The 25,226-nt window shown below is 39.0% G+C and carries 17 protein-coding genes and 5 tRNA genes; 17 read left to right on the forward strand and 5 right to left on the reverse strand.

All coding sequences use genetic code 11. The features are described from left to right. Positions 1-28: 28 nt before the first annotated feature. On the forward strand, positions 29-3,184 hold the full coding sequence (locus AC1WHX_RS00545; RefSeq protein ID WP_122337076.1) for an efflux RND transporter permease subunit: 3,156 nt from the start codon (positions 29-31) through the stop codon (positions 3,182-3,184). Between the two features lie 65 nt (positions 3,185-3,249). On the opposite strand, the gene AC1WHX_RS00550 is transcribed toward AC1WHX_RS00545, so the two are convergent. From AC1WHX_RS00550 to AC1WHX_RS00560, 3 genes are all read right to left on the reverse strand, one after another. Next, the gene (locus AC1WHX_RS00550; RefSeq protein WP_481228794.1) at positions 3,250-5,409 is read right to left on the reverse strand and encodes a S46 family peptidase; all 2,160 of its coding nucleotides are present in this window, start codon (positions 5,407-5,409) and stop codon (positions 3,250-3,252) included. Then, a complete protein-coding gene (locus AC1WHX_RS00555) occupies positions 5,406-7,478 on the reverse strand; it encodes an outer membrane beta-barrel family protein (RefSeq protein ID WP_302544594.1) in 2,073 nt (690 codons plus the stop codon). Before AC1WHX_RS00555 ends, AC1WHX_RS00550 begins: the two co-directional genes overlap by 4 nt. A gap of 127 nt (positions 7,479-7,605) precedes the next feature. Beyond that, positions 7,606-9,492 carry an alpha-L-fucosidase gene (locus AC1WHX_RS00560; protein ID WP_302544593.1) on the reverse strand — a complete coding sequence of 629 codons (1,887 nt, stop codon included), beginning with the start codon at positions 9,490-9,492 and terminating at the stop codon, positions 7,606-7,608. Positions 9,493-9,729: 237 nt separating this feature from the next. Between AC1WHX_RS00560 and AC1WHX_RS00565 the strand changes: the two genes are divergently transcribed. The 13 genes from AC1WHX_RS00565 to AC1WHX_RS00625 all read left to right on the forward strand — a co-directional run bounded on the left by AC1WHX_RS00565 (position 9,730) and on the right by AC1WHX_RS00625 (position 16,886). After that, a complete protein-coding gene (locus AC1WHX_RS00565) occupies positions 9,730-10,188 on the forward strand; it encodes a DUF695 domain-containing protein (protein ID WP_122338224.1) in 459 nt (152 codons plus the stop codon). A 116-nt stretch (positions 10,189-10,304) separates the two neighbouring features. After that, positions 10,305-10,847 (forward strand): DUF1599 domain-containing protein, encoded by a 543-nt coding sequence (locus AC1WHX_RS00570; protein ID WP_009317347.1) that lies wholly within the window; start codon positions 10,305-10,307, stop codon positions 10,845-10,847. After that, positions 10,837-12,195, forward strand: a complete 1,359-nt coding sequence (locus AC1WHX_RS00575) for a BT_3928 family protein (RefSeq protein ID WP_278585797.1) — start codon at positions 10,837-10,839, stop codon at positions 12,193-12,195. The genes AC1WHX_RS00570 and AC1WHX_RS00575 overlap by 11 nt, the downstream gene beginning before the upstream one ends. A 39-nt stretch (positions 12,196-12,234) precedes the next feature. Then, positions 12,235-12,990 carry a triose-phosphate isomerase gene (gene tpiA, locus AC1WHX_RS00580; protein WP_009317345.1) on the forward strand — a complete coding sequence of 252 codons (756 nt, stop codon included), beginning with the start codon at positions 12,235-12,237 and terminating at the stop codon, positions 12,988-12,990. 77 nt (positions 12,991-13,067) lie between these two features. Further along, a complete protein-coding gene (locus tag AC1WHX_RS00585) occupies positions 13,068-13,571 on the forward strand; it encodes an SPOR domain-containing protein (protein ID WP_009317344.1) in 504 nt (167 codons plus the stop codon). Between the two features lie 22 nt (positions 13,572-13,593). After that, positions 13,594-14,193 (forward strand): GTP cyclohydrolase I FolE, encoded by a 600-nt coding sequence (gene folE, locus AC1WHX_RS00590; RefSeq protein ID WP_022599822.1) that lies wholly within the window; start codon positions 13,594-13,596, stop codon positions 14,191-14,193. A gap of 142 nt (positions 14,194-14,335) precedes the next feature. Then, a tRNA-Gly gene (locus AC1WHX_RS00595) sits at positions 14,336-14,408 on the forward strand. Positions 14,409-14,453: 45 nt separating this feature from the next. Further along, positions 14,454-14,529, forward strand: a tRNA-Gly gene (locus AC1WHX_RS00600). 24 nt (positions 14,530-14,553) lie between these two features. Continuing rightward, positions 14,554-14,638, forward strand: a tRNA-Leu gene (locus tag AC1WHX_RS00605). A gap of 18 nt (positions 14,639-14,656) precedes the next feature. After that, a tRNA-Leu gene (locus AC1WHX_RS00610) sits at positions 14,657-14,740 on the forward strand. A 209-nt stretch (positions 14,741-14,949) separates the two neighbouring features. Continuing rightward, positions 14,950-15,687, forward strand: a complete 738-nt coding sequence (locus AC1WHX_RS00615; protein ID WP_302545136.1) for a lysophospholipid acyltransferase family protein — start codon at positions 14,950-14,952, stop codon at positions 15,685-15,687. An 84-nt stretch (positions 15,688-15,771) separates the two neighbouring features. Then, positions 15,772-15,842 (forward strand) — tRNA-Gln (locus tag AC1WHX_RS00620). 267 nt (positions 15,843-16,109) lie between these two features. Next, complete coding sequence (locus tag AC1WHX_RS00625) at positions 16,110-16,886, forward strand: Cof-type HAD-IIB family hydrolase (protein ID WP_302545135.1); 777 nt, start codon at positions 16,110-16,112, stop codon at positions 16,884-16,886. Between the two features lie 149 nt (positions 16,887-17,035). Here the strand turns inward: AC1WHX_RS00625 and AC1WHX_RS00630 are convergent, their stop codons facing one another. Continuing rightward, on the reverse strand, positions 17,036-17,743 hold the full coding sequence (locus tag AC1WHX_RS00630; protein ID WP_302545134.1) for a LytR/AlgR family response regulator transcription factor: 708 nt from the start codon (positions 17,741-17,743) through the stop codon (positions 17,036-17,038). Continuing rightward, entirely contained in the window at positions 17,740-18,807 is a 1,068-nt protein-coding gene (locus tag AC1WHX_RS00635; RefSeq protein WP_302545133.1) for a sensor histidine kinase, read from the reverse strand. The genes AC1WHX_RS00630 and AC1WHX_RS00635 overlap by 4 nt, the downstream gene beginning before the upstream one ends. Before the next feature lie 209 nt (positions 18,808-19,016). On the opposite strand from AC1WHX_RS00635, the gene AC1WHX_RS00640 reads away from it, so the two are divergent. The 3 genes from AC1WHX_RS00640 to AC1WHX_RS00650 are packed head-to-tail and all read left to right on the forward strand — an operon-like array spanning position 19,017 to position 24,663. Continuing rightward, on the forward strand, positions 19,017-20,123 hold the full coding sequence (locus tag AC1WHX_RS00640; protein WP_302545132.1) for an efflux RND transporter periplasmic adaptor subunit: 1,107 nt from the start codon (positions 19,017-19,019) through the stop codon (positions 20,121-20,123). An 8-nt stretch (positions 20,124-20,131) separates the two neighbouring features. Continuing rightward, positions 20,132-23,278, forward strand: a complete 3,147-nt coding sequence (locus tag AC1WHX_RS00645) for an efflux RND transporter permease subunit (protein ID WP_302545129.1) — start codon at positions 20,132-20,134, stop codon at positions 23,276-23,278. Between the two features lie 17 nt (positions 23,279-23,295). After that, positions 23,296-24,663 (forward strand): efflux transporter outer membrane subunit, encoded by a 1,368-nt coding sequence (locus AC1WHX_RS00650; protein ID WP_122338218.1) that lies wholly within the window; start codon positions 23,296-23,298, stop codon positions 24,661-24,663. The last annotated feature ends 563 nt before the right edge of the window (positions 24,664-25,226 follow it).

Consider the following 25,226-nt stretch of genomic DNA (forward strand, 5'->3'; position numbering starts at 1 on the left):
GGACTATATTGAATAAAAATACAAAGACATGATATCTAAATTCTTTATAAACAGACCGATTTTTGCTACTGTACTCGCCTTACTTATGGTATTGGTCGGTGTCGTGGCGCTTGAGTCGTTACCGGTTGCACAGTTTCCCGATATAACACCTCCGACAGTACAAGTGTCGGCAGTATATCCCGGGGCAAGTGCCGAAACCGTTGCCCGTACGGTAGGTGCTCCGATAGAGGAACAAGTCAACGGAGTGGACGGTATGATTTATATGAGTTCTTCATCTTCCAGTTCGGGACAATATACATTGACGGTAACATTCGAGGTCGGCACAGATGTCGATATGGCTACTGTTTTGGTTCAGAATCGGGTAAATATAGCGCAAGGAAATCTTCCTGAAGCTGTGATACAACAGGGAATCGTTACAAAAAAACAATCTACGAATATCGTAATGTTCTTGTCTCTGCAATCTGATAACCCGATGTATGACGGGTTATATCTTTCAAATTATGCGAGCCTTAATTTGACCGACCAACTTTCCCGCTTGCCGGGAGTTGGGGCTGTAACTGTATTCGGAACAGGAAATTATAGTATGCGTGTATGGCTTGATCCGGAAATTATGCGTATCCGGAAATTGACTCCGGCAGATGTATATAGTGCTATACAGTCTCAAAATATGGAGGTCTCTGCCGGAACTGTTGGAGAACCGCCTTTGGATAGGAAAGAAGCATTCCAGTTTACTTTGACGGCAAAGGGGCGTTTGACTACTCCTGACGAATTCGGAAATATCGTAATTAAAACTTTGCCGGACGGTAAATATTTGCGATTGAAGGATATTGCCCGTATCGATAGGGGAAGTGCATCTTATAGTGTGACTTCGACTCAAAATGGGAAGCAAGCTGCTGCAATTGCTATTTATCAATTACCCGGATCTAATTCTCTTAATGTTGCGAAAAATGTTAAGGCGAAAATGCAGGATTTGGAAAAATATTTACCGGAAGGGGTGCATTATGAGGTGGTATTGGATACTACCGAATTTGTGACGGCTTCTATTGACGAGGTGTTGGTTACTTTTGTCGAAACCACCTTGTTGGTCATGCTTGTCATATTGCTTTTCTTGCAAAGTTTCAGAGCCGTGATAATCCCTTCTCTGACTATTCCGGTTTCTCTTATTTGTACATTTGCTGTGATGCATCTGTTCGGTTTTTCGATAAATACGTTGACTCTTTTCGGCTTGGTATTGGCAATAGCCATAGTTGTGGACGATGCCATAGTCGTAGTTGAAAATTCGTCTCGTCTTCTCGATACCGGAAAATACACCAATAAAGAGGCGGTTACTCAAGCTATGGAAGAGATTACAGGCCCTGTGATCGGTGTGGTTTTGGTGTTGCTGGCGGTGTTTATACCTACGGCCTTTATTAGTGGTATCACAGGTGAACTTTATAAACAGTTTGCGTTAACGATTGCAACAGCTACGGTTTTTAGCGGAATTAATTCTTTGTCTTTGACGCCGGCTTTGTGCGCATTATTTTTAAAACCGACTAAAGACCCTAAATTTTTCTTGTATAAAGGATTCAATAAGGTATATGATAAAACTCTCGGAGCTTATGTAAAGGCTATTACCTATTTTCTTCGCAAGCCGGTAATTACGATGTCTCTTTTTCTCATTTTGTCTGTCGGGTCGCTTTGGTTGTTTTTACGTTGGCCTACATCATTTATTCCTCAGGAAGATCAAGGGTATTTTGTCGTATCCGTGCAGCTCCCGAATGCTGCAAACCTGCAACGTACAGAAGAGGTGTCCCGAAAAATCATGAAAATGCTCGATTCTTATCCTGAAGTTCGCACCTATTTGTGTATAAATGGTTTCTCGATGATGCAGGGAGCAAATGCGTCGAACGGTGCGACTTTTTTTGTCATGTTGAAAAATTGGGACGAACGTAAAGCTAAAGATGAGAGTGTATTTTCTGTTGTGAATCGACTAAATGCTCAAGCTGCATCTATTCAGGAGGCTGTTATTTTTGCAGTCAATCCTCCTGCAATATCGGGCATGGGAGTAAGCGGAGGTTTACAGTTTGAGCTGGAAGATAGAAATAGTTTGGGTACTACAGCATTACAGGATGCTGTTTCGGCACTGTTGGAACAAGCCGGAACAGAACCGGCGATAATGACTCTCAATTCTATGTTTCAGGGGAATACGCCTCAGTATTTTTTGAATATAGACAGAGATAAAGTTAAAATGCAAGGTTTGGTACTGAGTGATGTTTTTTCGACGCTTTCATATTATATGGGTTCGGCTTATGTCAATGATTTTGTTCAATTCGGGCGCATTTATCAGGTTAAGTTAGGAGCTGCCGCCGATAGCCGTACGGTGATAGGTGATGTCTTGAAACTGAGCGTTCGTAATCAGAACGGTGATATGGTACCTTTTTCAGCATTTACTACATTGGAAGAGCAATTGGGACTTAATCTGGTGAATAGATATAATATGTATTCTTCTGCGGCTATTACGGCTATAACTACACCCGGATTCAGTTCGCAGCAAGGAATTCAGGGGATGGAAAATTTAAGTAATCGGGTATTAGGGACTACGTTCGGTTATGATTGGACAGGAGAGGCGTATCAGGAAACTCAAGCAAGTTCTTCGGTTAGTCTAATTTTCGGACTGGCCATCTTGGTCGTTATTTTGGTTCTTGCAGCCCAATACGAGAGTTGGACGAGCCCTATTGCTGTGATACTCGGATTGCCGTTTGCCATATTGGGGGCGGTACTCGGTTGCATGTTATTGGGATTGTCTATCAGTATTTATAGTCAGATCGGGATTATTCTTTTAATTGCACTTTCAGCGAAAAATGCTATTTTAATTGTTGAGTTCGCTATCGATTATCGTAAAAAGGGCGAGTCGATTACCGAAGCGTCTATAGAAGCCGGACGAGTGCGATTACGCCCGATTTTGATGACTTCATTTGCTTTTATATTGGGAGTAATGCCCCTTATTTTTGCGACCGGAGCAGGAGCTTCGAGCCGTATATCATTAGGAACGGCAGTTGTTTTTGGTATGGCGGTAAACACTTTGTTGGGAACGTTATTTATCCCGAATTTTTATCATCTGATGCAGTCTATTCATGAAAAGTTTCAGAAGAAACGCGTCGTACAAGAAAATACGCCGGAAGAAGATGATGCAAAGAAGGTATAGAATTATAAAAAAGCTCGGATTCATTTTCCGAGCTTTTTTTATGATTATAATGTATGGTTGTTATTTTATTTGACAATACTCATTTCATCGATGATATTTTTTGCTCCCGCAAACTTGTCTATGATGAATAGTATGTAACGGATGTCGACGCTTATTGTTCGTTGAAGAGCTTCTTCGAATACAATATCGCCGCTCATGGCTTCCCAGTTTCCGTCAAATGCCGTTCCGATAAGTTCTCCGTTAGCATTAAATACCGGACTACCCGAATTTCCGCCGGTAATATCGTTATTCGAGAGGAAGTTTACGGGCATTTCTCCATTCGGCATGGCATACTGACCGAAATCTTTGTTTTTGTAGAGTTCTTTTAGTTTTTCCGGAACTACAAATTCCCAGTTGTTCGGATCTTCTTTTTCCATAACTCCTTTCAACGTAGTATAGTAATGATAATCTATACCGTCTGACGGAGAATACGGCAGTACCTGTCCGTAGGTTGCTCGAATTGTAAAGTTTGCATCCGGATATGCCGGTTTACCGGGATTCATTTCGAGTAGGCCTTTGATATATGTTTGTTTGGCTAAAGCGAACTTCTCATTTATCGGTTTTAGTTCTTTACGTAGGTCTATCATTTTTTGAATGACAGATTGAGCGTATTGTATCATTAAATCCGATTTTAGGGCTTTGGCCGTCGGTTTTTTCATGAATTTATTGAAGTTTTCATCGCTTCCGAAAATTGAAGTTTTAAAAGCTTCATCAACAAAGCGGTCGATGTTACCGTCGAATTTTTTATCGATAAGGGTGAAAATTTCGGGACGGTTTTCTTTCCCGACCTCTTTCATATATGCTTTCAGCATGACTTTCGATACTCTTTGGTCGACTTTGCGGTTATAATCTTTATTTGCAAATGCTTTGTAAGCTTTTTCAAGATCGGCCAATTCAGATTTGATGATAGAGTCGTTTTTATGCTCTAAAGCTTCGATCAGTTTTTTATTACGAGCAGGAACTCCGGAAAATTCCACTCCTTGATACAACGCTTCCAATAACATATAATATTGGTACTTGATATCATTCATTTGTAAGGTTGCGTCTCGCATATCGTTTAATGCTTGGATATATTCCGGATGGTTGTTGTCATTTGCCCATACTTTGAACCGAGCTTCGTCCAACTCTTTGTTTTCTATAACTTTCAGTTTATTGATCCCTCTGTTCATCCCGATAGAGTTTTTCCAATAGTTGCTCGAACGGGCATATTTGCTGGCATATTGGATTCTTACTTTCGGGTCGGCAAGCATTTCGTCTAACATCTCTTTTTGACGGATACCTCGCATATTGATGCGGATCGTATTATCTACATCACGACGTTGTTTTACTTCCCATGACGTATAATATCGGTTGGTCGACCCGGGAAATCCCATGATCATGGCAAAATCGTTTTCTTTGATCCCTTTCAGCGAAATATTGAAATATTTTTTCGGGTGCATGGGGATGTTATTTTCTGGGTATTCTGCCGGATTTCCCTGAGCATCGGTATAAACCCGGAAAAGAGAGAAGTCTCCGGTGTGACGCGGCCACATCCAGTTGTCCGTATCAGCTCCGAATTTCCCGATAGAAGAGGGGGGAGCACCAACGAAACGAATATCTTTATATACTTTCATTGTGAACATAAAGAATCGATTTCCTCCGAAAAACGGTTTTATGCTTATTTCTGTAAAAGGGTTTTCCGCCAAAAATTTCTCTCCGACTTTTTCTTTTGCCATTTTATCGAGAAATGCCGGATCGAAAGCTTTCAACGGATCTCCGGTTTTGCTGACTTCTTCTTGGATAAAATCGGTTACTTCTTCGATTTTATCGATAAAACGGACTTCGAGACCCGGAGTAGGGAGCTCGTCCTTTTTATCCATTGCCCAGAATCCGTTACTCAAATAATCGTGCTCTACCGAGCTATGTTGTTGAATAGCGCTGTATCCGCAATGGTGGTTGGTAAGGATTAATCCTTCTGGTGAGATAATTTCTCCGGTACATCCTCCTCCGAAGATAACGATAGCATCTTTCAGAGAAGTTCGTTCGGGATTATAGATGTCATCTACATCGAGTTTTAACCCTAATTTTTTCAGTTGTTCCGAATTTTGTTGTTTTAAAAACGGAAGTAACCACATCCCCTCGTCTGCTTTTACCGGCGACAAAATTGCCGCGAAAGCTAAGGGTAACAACATTCTTTTTAGTTTCATAATGTTAAGTTTAGCTTATTATTTTGTTTATTTATATTGAAATTCCATGCAAATCCTAACCATACGGTACGGTTATCACGACTTTTTTCAGTACGCTTATATAATGTCGGCGTATCGATTACGGTAATTTCTTTTACCGATCCGAACCAGTCGTTTATTTGTAGAGTTACTTCTCCTTTTCCGGACAATATGCTTTGCCTTATTCCTGTATCTATTCGGTAACGAGACTCTATTTTTCCTTGTACTGTTTGTAAATCGGATATGTAGTTACCGTTACATTGTAAAGTTGTGGTAGGAGTAAGCCTGAATGATACGATCCCATTGGTATTCCATGCCCAGTCGTTTCGTTTATTCCCTTTTTTGTCGGCCTGTATTTCATCATAATATACAGTTCCGTTTATGCGTATATCCATCCATTTTACCGGTGAAATATATATACCGAGCTCTGCTCCTGCCGATTGGCTGTGATATAGATTTTTATAAGTAACGACCATATCTTCTTGTGTAATTTGTGCTATGGTCTGTTTTTTATTTCTGTAAAATAATGTAGGTGTGAATGTAAAGGTTCGGTTCGTATAATGGTAGCTTAATGCTGTATTGTGGCTGATTTCCGGTTTTAGGTAGGGATTTCCCTGTATGGTTTCTTGAGGGTCGCTTTGATCGAGAAACGGGTTTAATTCAGAAAAAACAGGCCGGTTGATACGTTGCCGGTAAGAGAGTTGCCATGAGTGTCCGGAGCGTTGATTATTATAAGAAAGTTGGAATGCCGGAAATAAATTCCAATAATCTTGTTTTATCCGGTTGTTATCCTTTGCCAAATAAATCGATTGGTGAGTATATTCTCCTCTTATTCCTGCATATATAAACCATTTTTGCCACTGTTTTTCATATTGCAAAAAGAGAGAATGTATCTGGCGATTCAGATCCATATTAAAAGATGCTTCCTGAGCTTCGGCATAAAAGCCGTTATCATATATTTCTTTTCGGTTTGCATTCGTAGAAGTTGTAATCCATGTGTTATATCCGGTCTTGAATGTCCCGATTTTTCCTGCCAGACTCAATTCATATTCGTCATTTTTTTGGTCGATAAAGAATTTGTCTTGTATCAAGTTTGGTTTGGGGCGTAAAACATTGCGTTGATAGTCGTTGTTTTCATCGTATGTCGTATGTCGGTAATTGAAGTCTGTGAAAAAAGAAATTTGATCGTTGTGCGTATATTGGTAGAACGTTGCGACACTATATTGGCGATTGGCCTGTTCGTTGTCACGGATTACTTTCATCTCTTTTTTTGTTTCGGTATTGTGAATATTTCCGATGCGGTCGAACCACATCTGTATAAAAGAGAAGTCAGCTTTGAAAGTGTGTTTATTTCGGTTCAACTCGCTTCCTAAAGAGCCTACGATTGTTTGAGGATGGGCTATTGCCGAATTATCTTGAATTTGCTCGTTTGTGACAATATTATTTTCGCGAGAAGTGATCGTATTCAGAAATGTACGTTTCCTATACTCGCGTTTGTAATCGATGCCGGCATTGAATTTCCAGTGTGGAGATAGCGGAGTTCCGAAATGAGCACCGGCCATATATCGGTCGCTATTGGCTGTTCCTAAATAGACTTGTCCTGAGGGTATGTTCTGTTGAGATTTTTTTAATATAAGATCGATTGTTCCCGTCGAACCTTCTGCTTGTTGGCTTACATCCGGAATATGGTTGACTTTGATTTCTCCGATGGCCGATGCTGGGAGTTGTATCATTATTTCGCTCCGGTAATTTCCTAAGAAAGAAGTAGGCTTTCCGTTAATGAGAAATGTGATCTTATCAGATCCCCGTAATCGGATATTTCCTTCCATATCGTTTTCCAATGAAGGGAAAAAAGACAGAATGTCGTTCAGTGAATTTCCATATTGAACAAGGCTGTCGGGCGATATGAAGATCGTGTTATTTTTGTTTCTTATTTGAGATACTGTTATTGTTTTCAGATGTTTTTGTGCGACGATAGAGTCTGTGCTGTTTGCTTGTATGAATAATGTATTGCAGAAAATTAAAAGTATAATCTGATAATAAATTTTCATTCTTATGGGGTGAATTCTGTTTATAGCCGCCAAAGATAGTTATTTTTATCCGGTGATGAAAATTCACTTAACCATAAAGGATCTGTTTTCAAAAAACAGATCCTTTATGGTTAAGTGTAAAAGTTTATTATTGAATACCGATTTCTGAAAATCCTATGGGTTCGCCTTCATTGATCATTTTAACTGCTTTCAAGAAAAGATAACGGGTATTTACAGGTGTAAAGTAGACGGATTGGAGTATAGGGTTATGTTTTATATTGGAAAATTCACCTTTTGCTATTGTCTTATCGATATTTTGACCGTCATTGCTTGTCATGAGTTCGTATAAAGCAATGAGACCTTTATTGTATTCACTCTGGTCGGGTAGATAATGGAATGATGAGATAACACGCTCTTCTCCGAAATCGATTATTACCGTGTTACTCTTTATAAAACAAGATGTGGAGTCGTTTCCGTCTGTCGCTTTCAGGATTTCGTTATCAGAAATACCTTGGATTTTAAAAGGAAAACTATTTAATTTTTTTGTATCGGTTTTGAACGAAATTTCATCGGTCTCTCTTGCATAATAAGCCTCGATATTGTTGATGCATGGGCATGCCCGGGAATCGGTTATGTTTATGCGGATTGTATCCGTATTTATTGTTTCGAACCGGAGTAACCGTTTATATCCAATAGTAGTCGTTTCTTCATTCAATTTTACGGGAAACCACTTGCCGTTTTTACGATGTTCTACAGAAAATGTTTTTACACGTTGTCCTAACGGGATATATTCCTGCAACATCATTCGGTTGATTTTTTTCTTTTCCGGTAAAGAAAATTCTATTGTGGCGGATTTGATACTATCTTCGGTTGCCCAATAGGTATCGTATTCTCGGTCAGTTATTGCTTTTGCAGTAAATTTTCCGCCTCTTTCGTTAGATACTGAAGGTGTAATACCGGCTAATAGATTATTTGCTAATTGCTTTTGGATGTTTTTGTAGAAGTTTACGGCATTGGCAGAGTCTATGGGGTGAATCAATCCGTTTCGATCGATAGGGAAGTTGAGCAATAGTGTTGCGTTGTGTCCTACACTGCGGTAATAAAGATCGGTCAATTGATCTACATTTTTCACCTGATTGTCTTCTTCGGGATGATAAAACCATCCCGGACGAATAGAAACATCGCATTCGGCCGCTACCCATTGATCGCCGTCGGCATGACCGTATTGCAGTGTACGGTATTTTTCATAGCCGGGAAAGACTTCTCCTGTACGTAAAAAAGACCAGTTTGTTGCTCCTGCAAAACCTTTTTCATTTCCTACCCAACGGCAACCGGGTCCTCCATCCGAAAAAATGATGGCCTTCGGTTGCAATTCACTCAGCATCTTGTATATTTCAGGATAATTGTAATAGTTTTTGCGATCGATGGTACGATTTTCTTTCGCTCCTCCATACCATCCGTCTCCTCCGTTAGCTCCATCGAACCAGACTTCGAATACCTCTCCGTAATCGGTCATTAATTCTCGCAGTTGTTTATGAAAATAATCTACATATTCTGGTGTTCCGTAGTTGGCTTGATGTCTGTCCCATGGTGAAAGATATACGGCAAATTTGATACCATATTTTTTGCAAGCTGCTGCCAGTTCACCAACAATATCGCCTTTCCCTTCTTTATATGGAGTGTTTCTGATACAGTATTCCGTTAGTTTTGTCGGCCATAAACAAAAGCCGTCATGATGTTTTGCTGTAAGGATAACTCCTTTCATTCCGGATGCGACGAATGTTTTTACCCACTGTTCGCAATCGAGCTTTGCGGGATTAAAGGTTTTGGGATCTGAATCTCCGTATCCCCATTCACGATCGTTGAATGTATTTAATCCGAAATGTACAAATGCATAGGTTTCCATTTTCTGCCATTCTACCTGTTTTGGTTCTGGTATCGGAAGAATTGCTTCGGGAGCTTTAACGGTCGGGGCACATGCTCCGGATAAAAATAATGCGGTTATTGCGCAAAAAAGATCGATATGTTTTTTCATTGTGTCATTAAATAGGTTAAATATTATGGACAAAGATAGTCTTTTTATAAAAAGAATCCGAAAAAATACATTTCATTTTGATATAAACGAATAAGTTTCAGATATTTTTCGCTTTGGGGAGAACTCATTTGATGTTTGCGAACGACGTGGATTGTTGTAAAATATTTCTGTGTAATTTTAAACAGGGACTAAATTATCTCTATCTTTGTAGAACCGGTAATTAAAAACAAATAGGAAATGAAGTTGTCTAATAATTGGTTTACGACTGTTTCAGAAACTGAGAACGGAGCTATGGTGATTGTTTGCGGTCGTGATGATTTGGAATTGTATGCACGTTCAGGAAAATTTAAGGAACGGGTTGAAATTTATTGGAAATATAATGGTGATAGTAGAGGAATGCCTTGTGAGTCTGACGCTCGTGTGATGGAACCGGTACAGGATGCTCTGCAAAAGGCTATGGAAAAAGACAAACTGGCGATATTAACAGGCGTATATACCGGTGATAATGAACGGACATGGATTTTTTATACACGAAATGTTCCGGCTTTCGGGGAGATGTTGAATAAAGCTTTGTCTTCTTTCGAAAAACTTCCGATAGTGATTTATACAGAAAAAGATCCTGATTGGAATGAATATCATGAAATGTATGAGTTGCGGCAGGAAGAAGGTAGTGACGATGTGCTTGCTGATGAATAAGGCAGGGATTGATATATTGTCCGGATTTAATTTGATTTGGGTCTTGGAGAAATCAAGGTTTTTATAAAACCTGATTCCATTGTTTTTTGTACCTTTGTACCCGAAAAATATTTTTTATGACAGATACGGTTGCACAATTTGAACATGTTATAAGCATTTGTCGTGATCTGTATGCCAAAAAGCTGAAAGATTACGGCCCTTCATGGCGTATCATGCGTCCTCAATCCATAACCGACCAAATATTTATTAAAGCTAACCGGATTCGGAGCATTGAGATTAAGGGAGAATGTAAAGTCGACGAGGGGATTCGCTCTGAGTTGATAGCGATAGTTAATTATGGTATTATCGGTCTTATCCAATTGGAGTTAGGATATTCGGATGGAGAAGACATTTCTGTAGAGAAGGCTCTTGAGCTGTATGACAAGTATATGGATGAGACCAAACGTTTAATGTATGCTAAAAATCATGATTATGACGAGGCTTGGCGTAGTATGCGGACGAGTTCTTATACTGATCTTATTTTGATGAAAATATACCGTACTAAGCAGATCGAAAATAATGAGGGGAAAACACTCGTTTCTGAAGGAGTGGATGCTAATTATATGGATATGATCAATTATTCTCTTTTCGGATTGATAAAATTGGAGTATGGAGAATAAAACGGAAATAAAAGATTCATCGGTACGAAATCGGATTTTATGGCTGCTGGTAATAGCCTCTCGGTTGATTGTCGGGGCTACTTTTATCTTTTCCGGTTTTGTAAAAGCAATTGATCCTACAGGATCTGCTATTAAATTCGAAGAATATTTTTCTGTTTTAGGTATCGGATTTTTATCTCCTTTATCTCTTTTTTTCGGTGTAGTATTAGCTGCATTTGAGTTTTTGCTGGGAATAAACACTTTGCTCGGTTCTTACCGCAAATTGACCTCATGGCTGGTTCTGTTGGTCATGTGCTTTATGACCCCGTTGACACTTTATCTGGCGATAGCCGATCCAGTAAGCGATTGCGGGTGTTTTGGGGATGCCCTTGTCTTGACCAATTGGGAGACTTTTTTTAAAAATGTTTTTTTACTGATTCCTGTATTATTCCTTATCCGTTATAATAGTTTGGTAAAAGGAGTATATAATAAATCTGTTCAGTGGCTTACGGTATTATATTCTCTTATATTTGCTCTTGCTTTGGCATGGTTTGGAGTTTATTTTCAGCCTATATTGGATTTTCGTCCTTATAAAGTAGGAATGAGTATATTAGATGCTATGCCGGGTGGAAATATTGATGCAGGAGATGATTATCTTTTTGTTTACGAGAAAGAAGGTATCCGAAAAGAATTTTCTTTAGATGATATTCCCATGAACGATACTACATGGGTGTTTGTAGATCGGATAGAGAAAAAAAATATATCGAATAAAAAGAAATCTTCGATCGAGGATTTTATTATTCGTTCTGGAGAAGATGATGTTGACATAGCTCGGGATATATTGGAAGATCCGCAATATACTTTTTTATTGCTTACTCCGTCTTTAGAAAATGCAGATGAAAGTGAGATCGATAAAATAAACGATTTATATGATTATGCATTGACTTATGGCTATAATTTTTATTGTGTGACTGCATCGTCTGATTCGGCGATTGCTGTTTGGCAGGATAATACAGGAGCTGATTATCCTTTTTATAAGATGGATGAGACTACGATAAAAACGATTATACGGGGTAATCCGGGTGTAATGTTACTACATAAAGGAACGATTGTCTGGAAACAGCTTCCTTCGCATTTGCCGGACGAAGCTCAGTTGAATGATAAAATAGAAAATCTTCCGATCGGACGTACGTGGATATATGACGGATCGAAGAATTTAGGAATATTGGTATTGATTTATACCGTGCCGATGTTCATTTTGTTGTTGACTGAAAAAACAGTTGCCGCTATTATCGGCAAAATACGAGAAGCCCGGCGAAAGAGGAGAGAAAAAAAATCTTCTTTGGTATCTCCGGAAAAACAAGAGTAATAGTTATTTTATTATATAACCACACAATTAATATTTGTTATGAGAAAAAACATTGTTGCAGGTAACTGGAAAATGAACAAGACACTTCAAGAAGGTCTTGAATTGGCTAAAGGTATTGAGGCTGCTTTGGCGGGAAAAACTCCTAATTGCGATGTGATTATCGGTACTCCATTTATTCATTTAGCCTCTGTTGTAGATGCTATCGATACGAATAAAATAGGTGTTGCTGCAGAAAACTGTGCAGATAAAGCTTCTGGCGCTTATACCGGAGAGGTTTCGGCCCAGATGGTTGCTTCTACAGGAGCTAAGTATGTAATTCTCGGTCATTCAGAACGCCGTGCTTATTATCATGAAACTCCGGAAATTTTAAAAGAGAAGACAATTCTTGCTTTGGCTAATGGTTTGACTCCTATTTTCTGTATTGGCGAAGTGCTTGAGGAAAGAGAAGCCGGGAAACATTTTGATGTAGTGAAAGCTCAGATAGAAGAATCTTTGTTTAATTTGTCAGCAGAAGATTTTGGGAAAATCATATTGGCTTATGAACCGGTATGGGCTATCGGAACAGGAAAAACTGCTACTGCAGAACAGGCTCAAGAAATGCATGCGTTTATTCGTAAAACTATTGCTGATAAATATGGCAATGAAGTTGCTGAAAACTGTTCTATTCTTTATGGAGGAAGTTGTAAGCCTTCGAATGCGAAAGAATTGTTTGCAAATAAAGATGTGGACGGAGGACTTATCGGAGGAGCAGCTTTGGAAGTCGATTCCTTTATGGGTATTATCAACGCATTTTAAATAATTAAACAGGCTATAAACTGCAAAAGTAAGATAGAAATGTTTACTTTTGCAGTTTTCTTATCTGTATAAAGCCTATGAAAAGAAGAACTGTTTTATCGATCGTTTTATTATCGCTTGTAGGTTGGTGTGGTGCATACGCTCAGGTGCAGGTAGCAGATACTTCAATTGTTCAGTCGTTAGAGCGTGTTACCGGAAATGCACGTGTCCGTTTGTTTCAGGATGCACGTCTTACCGATCGTCTGGCAAGGCGGACAGGTAATGTCGCTTTATCCGGAACATCATCGAGAGATATGAATTATGTAACAGTCCGCGGGTATCGGATACAAGTATTTTCGGATAATAATCAGAGAAGATCCAAAGATGAAGCTTATCAGAAAGCTTCTATGATAAAAGATGCAGATCCGGAATTGTCCACTTATGTTACGTTTACATCTCCTTTTTGGAGACTTAGGGTGGGGGACTTTCGTTCATTTGAAGAAGCGAACCTCAAGTTGATCGAATTAAAGAATACATTTCCTCAATTTCGGGAAATGCGTGTTGTGAAGGATATGATCCGCTTGACACGTATTGTAGAATGAAGATTATAAAGACTTTGGTAATATGCAAAAGGTACAGGACCGGTTGTCTGATCAAGAAAAGGAAGATTTGATAGCCGGACATTATAAAAGTATATTGGAGTTATTGGGTGAAGATGTAAACCGGGAGGGATTAGAAAAAACACCTATACGAGTTGCTCGTGCTATGAAATTTTTAACGAGCGGTTATGACCAGTCGCCTGAAGAGATTCTCCGTTCGGCTATCTTTCATGAAAATTATGGAGATTCTCAGCGAATAGTTCTTGTAAAAGATATAGAGTTCTATTCTTTGTGTGAACATCACTTGCTCCCTTTTTTCGGTAAAGTGCATATCGGATATATGCCGGGAGATAAGATTGTGGGTTTGAGTAAGCCGGCGCGGCTTGTTGATGCTTTTGCGCGGAGATTTCAGGTTCAAGAGCGTATGACTCGGGAGATACTCGATTGTTTTGATTCTGTAATCGAACCGTATGGGACTATCGTTATGGTAGAGGCGCGTCATCTGTGTATGCAGATGAGAGGGGTTGAGAAACAGAATGCATCGACTACGACTTGTTTGTATTCTGGTAATTTTAAGGACAGAGAATTGAGAGAAGAATTTTTTTCGATGTTACGCAATCGTTGATATGAAGGGATCGTTTGATCTAATTTAGATATTAAGCGGTTAGTATTCAAAAAGTAACAAAAGCAGGATCAGAAAAAGGTGAAAAAATAATATTTTGCATTTGCACAACTCAAAATAACGCTTTATATTTGCAGTCGCAATTGCGAAAGTAGCTCAGTTGGTAGAGCATAACCTTGCCAAGGTTAGGGTCGCGGGTTCGAGTCCCGTCTTTCGCTCTGATGTTTTTTACGGAGGTGAAAAATTTGAATTGATAATTTTATGCGAAAGTAGCTCAGTTGGTAGAGCATAACCTTGCCAAGGTTAGGGTCGCGGGTTCGAGTCCCGTCTTTCGCTCCACGGTTTTTCCGTGACAGCGAGTAAGCCCAAATGGCGGAATTGGTAGACGCGCTAGTTTCAGGGACTAGTGTTTATTGCGAACGTGCAGGTTCGAGTCCTGTTTTGGGCACGCTTCAAAAACAACGATGTCCGGGTGGTGAAATTGGTAGACACGCTACTTTGAGGGGGTAGTGATCATTGGATCGTGTGAGTTCGAATCTCATCTCGGACACTAAAAAGGTTCTGCAAACTAATTTGCAGAACCTTTTTTCTTTTTAGAGAGAGTTTTTATTCCTGATAAGGAATATTGGTTTGAAAACTTTCTTAATGATTCTCGAACAGCAAGAATCCTGAAAAGCTGTTGTATTTCTAAAACTTAACAGCTACCTTTGTCTTTATATATTGATTAGAAAGAGTTTGTAATTAACCGTAGTGTATTTTATGTTAAGAATACTATTCTTTTTTTACCAGTGGCTTATTGCATTTCCTATTTTATTAGTATTGACTATAATAACAGCATTAGTGACGATTGTCGGCTGTTTTATCGGAGACAGTAAAGTTTGGGGATACTATCCGGGGCGCATTTGGTCTCAGCTTTTTTGTTGGATCTCGTTTGTGCGAGTTAAAGTAAAAGGTCGGGAAAATATCGATAAGAAAACTTCTTATGTTTTTGTCGCAAATCATCAGGGAGCGTATGACATTTTTTTAATTTATGGCTTCTTAGGACATAATTTTAAATGGATGATGAAAAAAAGCCTCAGACGCATACCATTTGTCGGAAAAGCTTGTGCTGCAGCCGGACATATATTTGTAGATCGTTCCGGGCCTAAAAGTATTCGGGAAACATTGGATATGGCAGAACAGACGTTGAGACACGGCATGTCCTTAGTTGTCTTTCCTGAAGGATCACGTACATGGAACGGGAAACTTCAACGCTTTAAGAAAGGGGCTTATCAGTTGGCTATTGATTTGAATTTGCCCGTAGTACCTTTAACGATTGACGGATCTTTTTCTGTGTTGCCTCGTTCGTCATATTTGATAAAACCGGGAAAAATGGTTTTGACTATTCATAAACCCCTATTCCCTGACCCTGTTTCAGGACATGATATTGAAACGCTTATGAAAAAATCATACGAAGCAGTAGAGTCAGCTTTGCCTAAAGAAGAAACATCCTTGTAAAAAAAACTTAATCGAAAGTAAAAAATATCGGTATGGTTTTGTAATAGAGAAATAAATTCGCACCTTTGCAGCGCAATAAAAAATTGTCCTGTGGTGTAACGGTAGCACATCGGATTCTGGTTCCGCTTGTGAGGGTTCGAATCCTTCCAGGACAACATGAATATTTATAACCCGCTTATTATCAATTGAATAATAGGCGGGTTTGTTTTTATTGAAATTGTTGACGATTTTTTTATCTTTTTTATTTGCGAAAGTAAAAAATTGCTATTCTGCTTTCAAGATCTGAAAACAATTATTATAATTTTGCAAGTCAGCCATAATGATGTTGCAGTAAATTTGAGATGAGTAGTTATTGAGCCTTTACAAGTTATCGATAATAAACTAATAGAGTTGTAAACTTCTTATAATATAATTTCTTGAATATGATAAGGGCGATATTTTTAGATGTTGACGGTACGTTGGTAAGTTTTGATACTCATCGTGTGCCTCAGTCGGCAATAGATGCGTTACGGCAAGTCCATAATTCGGGGTGTAAAATTATTATCGCAACAGGACGAGCTGCAAGTGATTTGCATGAAATAGAAGAAGTCCCTTTTGATGCCGTAATAGCCCTTAATGGTTCGGATTGCGTCTTGAGAGACGGTACTTCCGTGTCTAAAAAACAAATTTCTGATAAAGATTTTCAGAAAGCTTATGCTCTTTCTCGACAATTTGGGTTTCCGATAGCCGTTGAAACAGATAACGGGATTTTTGTCAATGAGTTGAACCCTATCGTTATAGAATTGGCGAGATTGGTAGATCATCCTGTTCCGCCGGTCATCGATATAGAAAAGGAGTTTATCGAAGGTAAATGTTGTCAGTTATGTTTTTATTGTGATGAGGAGACAGAAAAAGAAGTTATGGCTCAACTTCCGAACCTTTCCGCTTCCAGGTGGCATCCGATTTTTGCAGATATAAATGTGAAAGGCGTTGATAAAGCATCTGGTATTAGAGAATTTGCTTCTTATTATGATTTTGATATTTCGCATACAATAGCTTTTGGAGATGGGGGAAATGATATTTCAATGCTTCGGGAAGCCGGTATAGGGGTAGCTATGGGTGGGGCTGCCGAGTCTATACGAGCGGTGTCCGACTATGTAACAGACACGGTTGATAATGATGGCATTCGAAATGCGTTAATTCATTTTGGCTTTATTTGAAAAAATCGAGACTTTTTTGTGACATTGTAAAAATATTGAAAAGAGAAGATTAATGTTGTCTGATAGCTTGTTTTTCGATCTTGTTTGGGAGTGTTTATAGAGTTCAGCCTCTTCAAATTTAATATATGGCTTTTGATAGTCGATATTTGTTACGGCTGTCTGTTATCAGTCAAAAAATCATATATTTCTTTTGCATAACGCCTTCCTACCGGTATAGGCCTTGATAATCCTTTTAGCCATATTTCTTGTTTAGAAAATTTTTGTATGCGGTTTGTGGGTATGAGGAATGAACGGTGTACTCTTAAAAAAGTGTTTTGTGGTAACATTTTATGAATGGTTTTGATATTGAGCCGTGATATTACGCTATTACCGTTTATTCTGTGTATTTTACAATAATTTTCTAAAGCCTCGATATAGAAAATATCGGATAGCAATATATTTATGTTGTTATATTCCTGCTTGACAACGATTGTTTCTTGATCGTTCTTATTGTTCCATACCGAAATATTCCGTATGGCTTTTTCAATTGCCCTGTCGAAACGGTCATAAGCTATAGGTTTATGTAGGAAGTCTACTGCATCGAGATTAAAGCCGTCAAGAGCATATTGAGCATGAGCCGTAGTAAATATCAAGCAACAGTTATGAGGCAGCTTTTTTGCAATTTCCAATCCGTTAAGACCGTTCATCTCTATATCGAGAAATACTATATCGGGTTTATCTTTTTTTATTTCTTCTAATCCTATACGAGGCTCACAGAAAGTTTTTAACTCAATGTTCCCTTTCCTTTCGCAAAATTGTTTGATTACCAGTAGTGCGATCGGTTCGTCATCGATAGCTATGCAGTTGATTCGTTTCATGTTCGAGACAATTGTATCGTTAATTTAGTCAAGAACTCCTGTTTATTATTATCTTTTTCGGTAATAAGAGTAAAAAGTCCGGGATAGAGCAATTGCAGACGTTTTCTGCAATTTTCGATGCCGATAGATGATTCACCTTCTTTTTTTTCTTTCATGATAGAGTTGCGAGTCTTGAAAAGTAGAACACCGTCTTCGACTATGATTCGTATAAGTATAGTGCAATCTTCAGAAGACGACGTCCCGTATTTAAAAGCATTTTCGACAAATGTAATCAATATCATAGGAGGGATAAGAACGAGTTCTTCGTCTGTACGGCTTTCAAAAATGACTTTTGTGTGGTGATTTAATCTGAGTTTCTGTAATTCCACATATTGCCGTATATATTCGATTTCGTTATTTATGTCTATTTTTTCTATTGAAGTATTATCGTACATGTATTTAAGAATGTTCGAAAATTTTACAAATGCAGATTCTGTCAGATCTGATTTAGTGATGACCAAACCATAAAGCGTATTGAGCGTATTAAATAGAAAATGCGGATTTATCTGAGCTTTATACATCGCTAACTCGGCTTTGTTTTTTTCTGCTTCAATTTCTTGTTTTTGTAACATTTGGCGGAATAGTTCGAAGGTTACTTCAATGGCTAAACTAAATCCGGATATGATCAAGAAGAAAAACCATATGGTTTGGGCGTGTAAGTGACGGCGAAAATCTATGGGTAATTTAGACCCGAATTTATCGGATATGGGGAAATGTGTTAATAGTTCTGTAATTAGTGTCAATATGATGATCAGGATAATGATATGTAAATATTTTCTTTTTAAAAAGAGCGAGGGAATATTAGCTTTTCTATAAGTAAAATAAAGTAAGTATAAATATAAAACCAAAGTTCCGACAAAAACAGGTTGGGTTTTGATCCATTTGTCAACCGGAACTAATAGGATAATCAATGGCAAGATAACCAAGCAGAAAAGTAAATCGACATAGTGTATTATTTGAGGATACCGTATAAATGTATAATATGCAGTTTCCTTGCCTTTACCTTTGAGATTTTTAAATAGCATCAGGGTATTATAATATATTCGTAAAATATCAAATCTTTATCACAAAGATAAATATTAGATGCTATACCTCAAAAATTACTTATTGTCGTTAATCAACACATTCCTGTCGTTAATCAACACATTTATAATATGTAGCAAAATCCTTTTATTTTTGCCATTACTTGTTTTGTATCTCATTATGTAATGTAATAATTAATCAACTATATCCAATGAAATACCTCATTATTCCTATTTTATCGGGGCTTATACTGCTCTATTCGTGCGGATCTCAGCCTCAGGAACAAACATCTGCTAAGTATAAAACTTTGAATGTTGGATTCAGTAATCAAACGCTTAAGAGAGATTATACCGCTACGCTTCGAGGGCGGCAATATGTGGAGATACGTCCGCAGGTAAGCGGTATAATCACGAAAATTTGTATGAATGAAGGGGATGTCGTACATAGGGGACAAGTTCTTTTTGTTATCGATCAAGTTCCGTATAAAGCTGCGCTTGAGACGGCTATGGCTAATGTGAAGAGTGCCGAATCTAAACTTGCGACAGCAAAACTTACTGCTGAAAGTAAAGAGGAACTGTTTCGGGAGAATGTGGTTTCTGAATTCGATTTGCAAACTGCCCGTAATGCTCTTGCCGAAGCTCAAGCTGCACTTGCTTTGGCTCGTGCCGAGGAGATAAATGCACGTAATAATCTTTCTTATACAGAAGTAAAAAGTCCGGTAGATGGAGTCGCCAGTATGATTCCTTATCGTGTAGGAGCTCTTGTCGATAGTAATATTTCAGAACCGTTAGTCACGGTTTCTGACGATAACGAAGTCTTTGCTTATTTCTCGATGGACGAGAATCAAATTCTGGATCTTGTGCAACAATATGGTTCGTTGCAGAAAACAATGGAGCAAATGCCTGACGTAGAATTGATGCTCAGTAATGGTAAAGTTTATCAATATTCCGGTAAAATTGATGCTATTAGCGGAACCGTTGATAGCGGGACAGGTGCAGTAAGTCTTCGTGCTTCATTTAAAAATCCGGATAAGTTGTTACGCAATGGTGGTAGCGGAAAAGTGATCGTTCCTACTCATCGAGACAGTGTAATTGTTATTCCTCAAACTGCAACTTATGAATTGCAAAATCGCATTTTTGTCTATAAAGTAGTTGACGGTAAGGCGAAGTCTGCACCGATTGAAGTGTTCCGACTGAATAACGGTACGGAATATATTGTTGAGTCGGGACTCGCTCCCGGTGATGTTATTATTGCCGAAGGTGCAGGTCTTGTGCGAGAAGGAACGGTAATCGATTCTCATACTTCCACTAATGAATAATCTGCATTATGAAAATCAGAACATTTATTGACCGGCCTATTTTGTCGGTTGTTATTTCAGTCGTTATTTTGATTGTTGGATTGATAGGACTTTCGCAGCTCCCTATCGAACAATTCCCTGAAATCGCACCTCCTACCGTCAGTGTTTCTGCTACTTATACAGGAGCAAATGCCGAGACTGTGCAAAAGAGTGTCGTTGTTCCTCTTGAGGAGGCATTGAACGGAGTGGAAAATATGATGTATATGACTTCGTCTGCAACCAATACCGGTTCGGCACGAATTACTATTTATTTCCGTCAAGGTACTGATCCCGATATGGCGACAGTCAATGTCCAGAATCGTATTGCAACGGCACAGGGATTATTACCTGCAGAGGTAACGAAGAGCGGTATTACTGTACGTAAGCGTCAGACAAGTAATATCAAAGCATTGGCCCTTTATAGTCCGGATAATTCGTTTGATGAGAGCTTTCTTAATAATTATTTGAAGATTAATATCGAACCGCGTCTTTCTCGTATTGCCGGAGTAGGTGAGGTTAATGTAATGGGAGCGGATTATTCTTTGCGCATTTGGCTTGATCCCGGTAAAATGGCTAAATATAACTTGATGCCGTCGGATATTGCTGCCGTACTTGATGAGCAGAATTTGGAAGCTCCTACCGGAACACTTGGTGCGGAATCTGAAAACACATTCCAATATGTCCTGAAATACCGGGGACGTTATGAAGAAGAAAAAGATTATGAAAATTTGGTAATCCGTTCTTTAGAAAGCGGAGAAGTCCTTCGTTTGAAAGACGTGGCGCGTATAGAATTGGGTTCTAGCTCTTATACCTATATAGGAGAAGTAAACGGACATCCCGGATCTAACTGTATGATTGCACAAACATCCGGGTCGAATGCTAATGAAATTATAGAAGAAATAGACAAAGTAGCAGCAGAAATTTCGAAAACTTTGCCTAAAGGTATGGAGTTGGTGGACTTGATGAGTTCTAAAGATTTTTTGGATGCTTCTATTCAAAATGTGATAAAAACGCTTGTTGAAGCTATTTTACTGGTGATTTTGGTGGTGTATGTGTTTTTGCAAAGCATGCGTTCTACTTTTATTCCGGCAATCTCGATAGTTGTTTCTTTAGTGGGTACATTCGCTTTTTTATATGTGGCAGGTTTTAGCTTGAATATGTTGACCTTGTTTGCATTGGTATTGGTAATCGGTACTGTGGTGGATGATGCTATCGTTGTCGTAGAAGCTGTTCAGGCAAAATTTGATGAAGGGTATAAATCTTCATACCGGGCTACGATCGATGCGATGGGGGGGATCACTTCTGCATTGGTAACGACGACATTTGTCTTTATGGCAGTCTTTATTCCTGTCAGTTTTATGGGAGGAACGACCGGTACGTTCTACACGCAATTCGGTTTGACAATGGCTGTTGCCGTAGCAATCTCTTTGGTCAATGCCTTGACGTTAAGTCCTGCTCTTTGTGCTTTGATTATGACTCCTCACGAAGTTGCAGCCGATGGAAAGAAAATGAGTTTCTCCTCTCGTTTTCATATTGCATTCGACAGTGCTTTTCACCGTTTGGTACAGAAATATAAAACGGGAGTTTTCTTTATGCTGAAACGGAAATGGTTGGCTTTAGTTTTACTGCTGGTAGCTTTTGGCGGCTTGTTTATTTTGATGAAAACGACTAAAACCGGACTTGTTCCGCAGGAAGATATGGGGACTATATTTGTTGATGTGCGAACTTCACCGGGAAATACTTTGGAAGAGACAAAAGTTATTATGGATGAAGTGGATAGACGTATTAGTGATATTCCGCAAATACGAATGTTTTCTAAAGTGACGGGTAACGGAATGATCAGTGGACAAGGATCGTCTAACGGTATGTTTATTGTTCGTCTGAAACAGTGGGATGAGCGTCAGGAAAAAGAGGATGAAATAAATGCCGTTATTGATGAGATATACCGGCGTACAGATGATATATCCTCGGCTCAGATCATGGCTTTTGCCCAACCCATGATTCCGGGATATGGAGTGAGTAGTGGTTTTGAAATTTATGTACAAGATCAAAAAGGCGGTTCTGTAGAAGATTTGCTGAAATACACGAGGCAAATGATTGAGAAACTGAATGCACGACCGGAGATCGGACGTGCAACGACCTCGTTTGATACCAAATTCCCTCAGTATATGGTCGAGGTCGATGCTGCTCGCTGTAAGCGCAACGGAGTATCGCCGTCAGATGTGTTAAGTACCTTATCGGGATATATCGGTGGTAATTATGCCTCGAATATGAACCGTTTTTCAAAACTTTATCGTGTAATGGTGCAGGCATCTCCTGAGTTTCGGTTAGATACAGAAGCGTTGAATAATATGTTCGTTCGTAATTCAGATGGAGAGATGTCCCCTATTAGCCAGTATTTGACATTAACTCGGGTATATGGCTCTGAGACTTTAACCCGTTTTAATCTTTTTTCCGCTATATCCGTCAATGGAGCGCCTGCTACCGGTTATAGTTCCGGACAAGCTATTCAGGCGGTACGTGAAGTAGCCGAAGAAACATTACCTGCCGGTTACGGTTTTGAGTTTGGAGGAATGTCTCGAGAAGAATCTTCAACAGGAAATACGGCTGTGCTGGTGTTTGTCATTTGTGTCGTATTTATTTATTTGATTCTGTGTGCCCTTTACGAAAGTCTGTTTATTCCTTTGGCGGTTATTCTATCAGTACCGTTCGGATTGGCCGGAAGTTTTCTTTTTGCCAAAATGTTCGGTTTGGAAAATAATATCTATTTGCAGACAGGTTTGATCATGCTGATCGGTTTGTTGGCAAAAACAGCTATTTTGTTGACAGAATATGCTTCGGAAAGGCGTCATCAAGGGATGAGTATTACACAAGCTGCCGTGTCTGCGGCAGAAGTGCGTTTGCGACCTATTTTAATGACCTCATTGACGATGATCTTCGGTATGTTGCCGTTAATGTTTGCTTCGGGAGTAGGAGCAAACGGGAATATTTCTATCGGTGTCGGGACAGTCGGCGGTATGTTAATCGGTACTATAGCCTTGTTGTTTATCGTACCGGTTTTGTTTATCGTGTTCCAATATCTGCAAGAGAAAATTATGCCTCAGCGTAAAGTATCGAAATTGGAGGAGGAGAACTAATTGAAAAGAAGATTCGTATGAAAAAAATAATAATATGTATATCCTTGATCATAGGAACGAGCGGATGTTCGATATATCGGAAGTATAAACAACCTGACATGAAAACTGTTACAGACAGTCTTTTTCGTCATACTCAGGAACAAACGGATACAGCTTCGATAGCTGCCCTTTCGTGGAGAGAAATTTTTACAGATTCGCAGTTACAGCAGCTGATCGACACCGGATTAAAGAATAATACCGATTTGAACATTGCCCGATTGAAAGTGAAGGAGGCAGAAGCTTTGCTTATGACTTCTCGACTTTCTTATTTACCTTCGATATCGTTATCACCGCAAGGTACATTGAATAAAGCGGAAAAGTCTAAACTCACTAAAAGCTATAATTTGGCTGTTTCTGCAGATTGGGAAATCGATATCTTCGGTCGTGTGACGAATGCCAAAAGAGAGGCAAAAGCCGTATTAGAACAGAGCGAGGCTTATCGTCAGGCTGTACAGACTCAGTTGGTCGCTACTATTGCTAATAGTTATTATACGTTGTTGATGCTTGATGAGCAGCTTGAAATCAGTAGACGTACTGCTGAAAATTGGAGCGAGAACTTGCGTGTGATGAAGGCGTTGAAAAAGGCCGGACAAACGACTGATATGGCTGTTGCTCAGACCGAGGCGAGTAAACTTTCTGTGGACGCCTCCTTGCTTTCGATAGAACGTCAGATTACAGAGACGGAGAATGCTCTTTGTGCGTTGTTAGGTTCGACTCCGGAAACAATATCCCGTTCGACTTTAAAACAACAAAAATTCCCGGATACACTTTCAGTAGGCATTCCTTTGCAATTATTGCACCGTCGTCCCGATGTGCGTCAAAGCGAGGCCGCTTTAGCTGCTGCGTTTTATGTTACTAATCAAGCACATTCGGCATTTTATCCTTCAATTACATTGAGTGGTTCTGCCGGATGGACAAATGCCGCAGGAGCTGTTATCTCTAATCCCGGGCAGTGGCTATTTTCAGCCATAGGCTCATTAGTACAACCTCTTTTTAACCGGGGGCAGAATATTGCCAATTTAAAGGTTGCCAAAGCTCAGCAAGAAGAAGCATTGCTTTCGTTCAAGCAAAGTCTACTTGATGCAGGTACAGAGGTAAATGATGCTTTGTTACAATGGCAAACGGCACGTAAACGTCATAATCTGAATAAGCAGCAGATTACCTCTTTAGAATCGGCAGTTCGTAGTTCAGAACTGTTGATGCGTTACAGTTCTCAAAATTATCTGGAAGTCCTTACCGCTCGTCAAACTTTGCTGCAGGCCGAGTTGGACGCAGTATCGGATTGTTTTGAAGAGATACAAGGTGTAATTAATCTTTATCATGCTTTGGGAGGAGGTATCGATTGATAGGTTTATATAAGAATAAGTTGGAGTTGTAGTCAGATTTAGAATTTGTCTAAATTTTACTTGGGTCAGGTTTGAGAATTTCTTTCGAGGTTGTTTTTTCAGTTTTTACGAGGAGGATAGCGGGCTATCTGACGAGTGAAAACGGGAAAAAAGACTGGAAGAGAACACGAGAATGACCTGATAATATTTTTTTGTTGGAAAATTTAGATAGGCTCTAAGATTCTGTTTCTCTGAAAAAGAGTTTCTGAAAAAAGTGCATGTGCGATTAAAAATCCGCATGCACTTTTTTGTGCTGTTAGGTCGATAAATCGCTTTTCGATAGATTATGCAAATATGAAATTTGTGAGTACTTTTTTATATTCCGATTAATTTAAATTTCAAGAAAATCACTTGTTTTATCTGTTTTTAATTTCCCATTATAAAGACTAATGTGCTTATTATCTAACTATTATATCTGAGATAAGATGTGCTTTTTAGGGTGTATGGGATTTTATGTTATGAAATGAGAAAAAAAGAGGACGTTATTTTTATTCACAAATAGCGAACAAAGGTTTCGTCTATAA

It is taken from the genome of Coprobacter sp. (assembly GCF_982436375.1).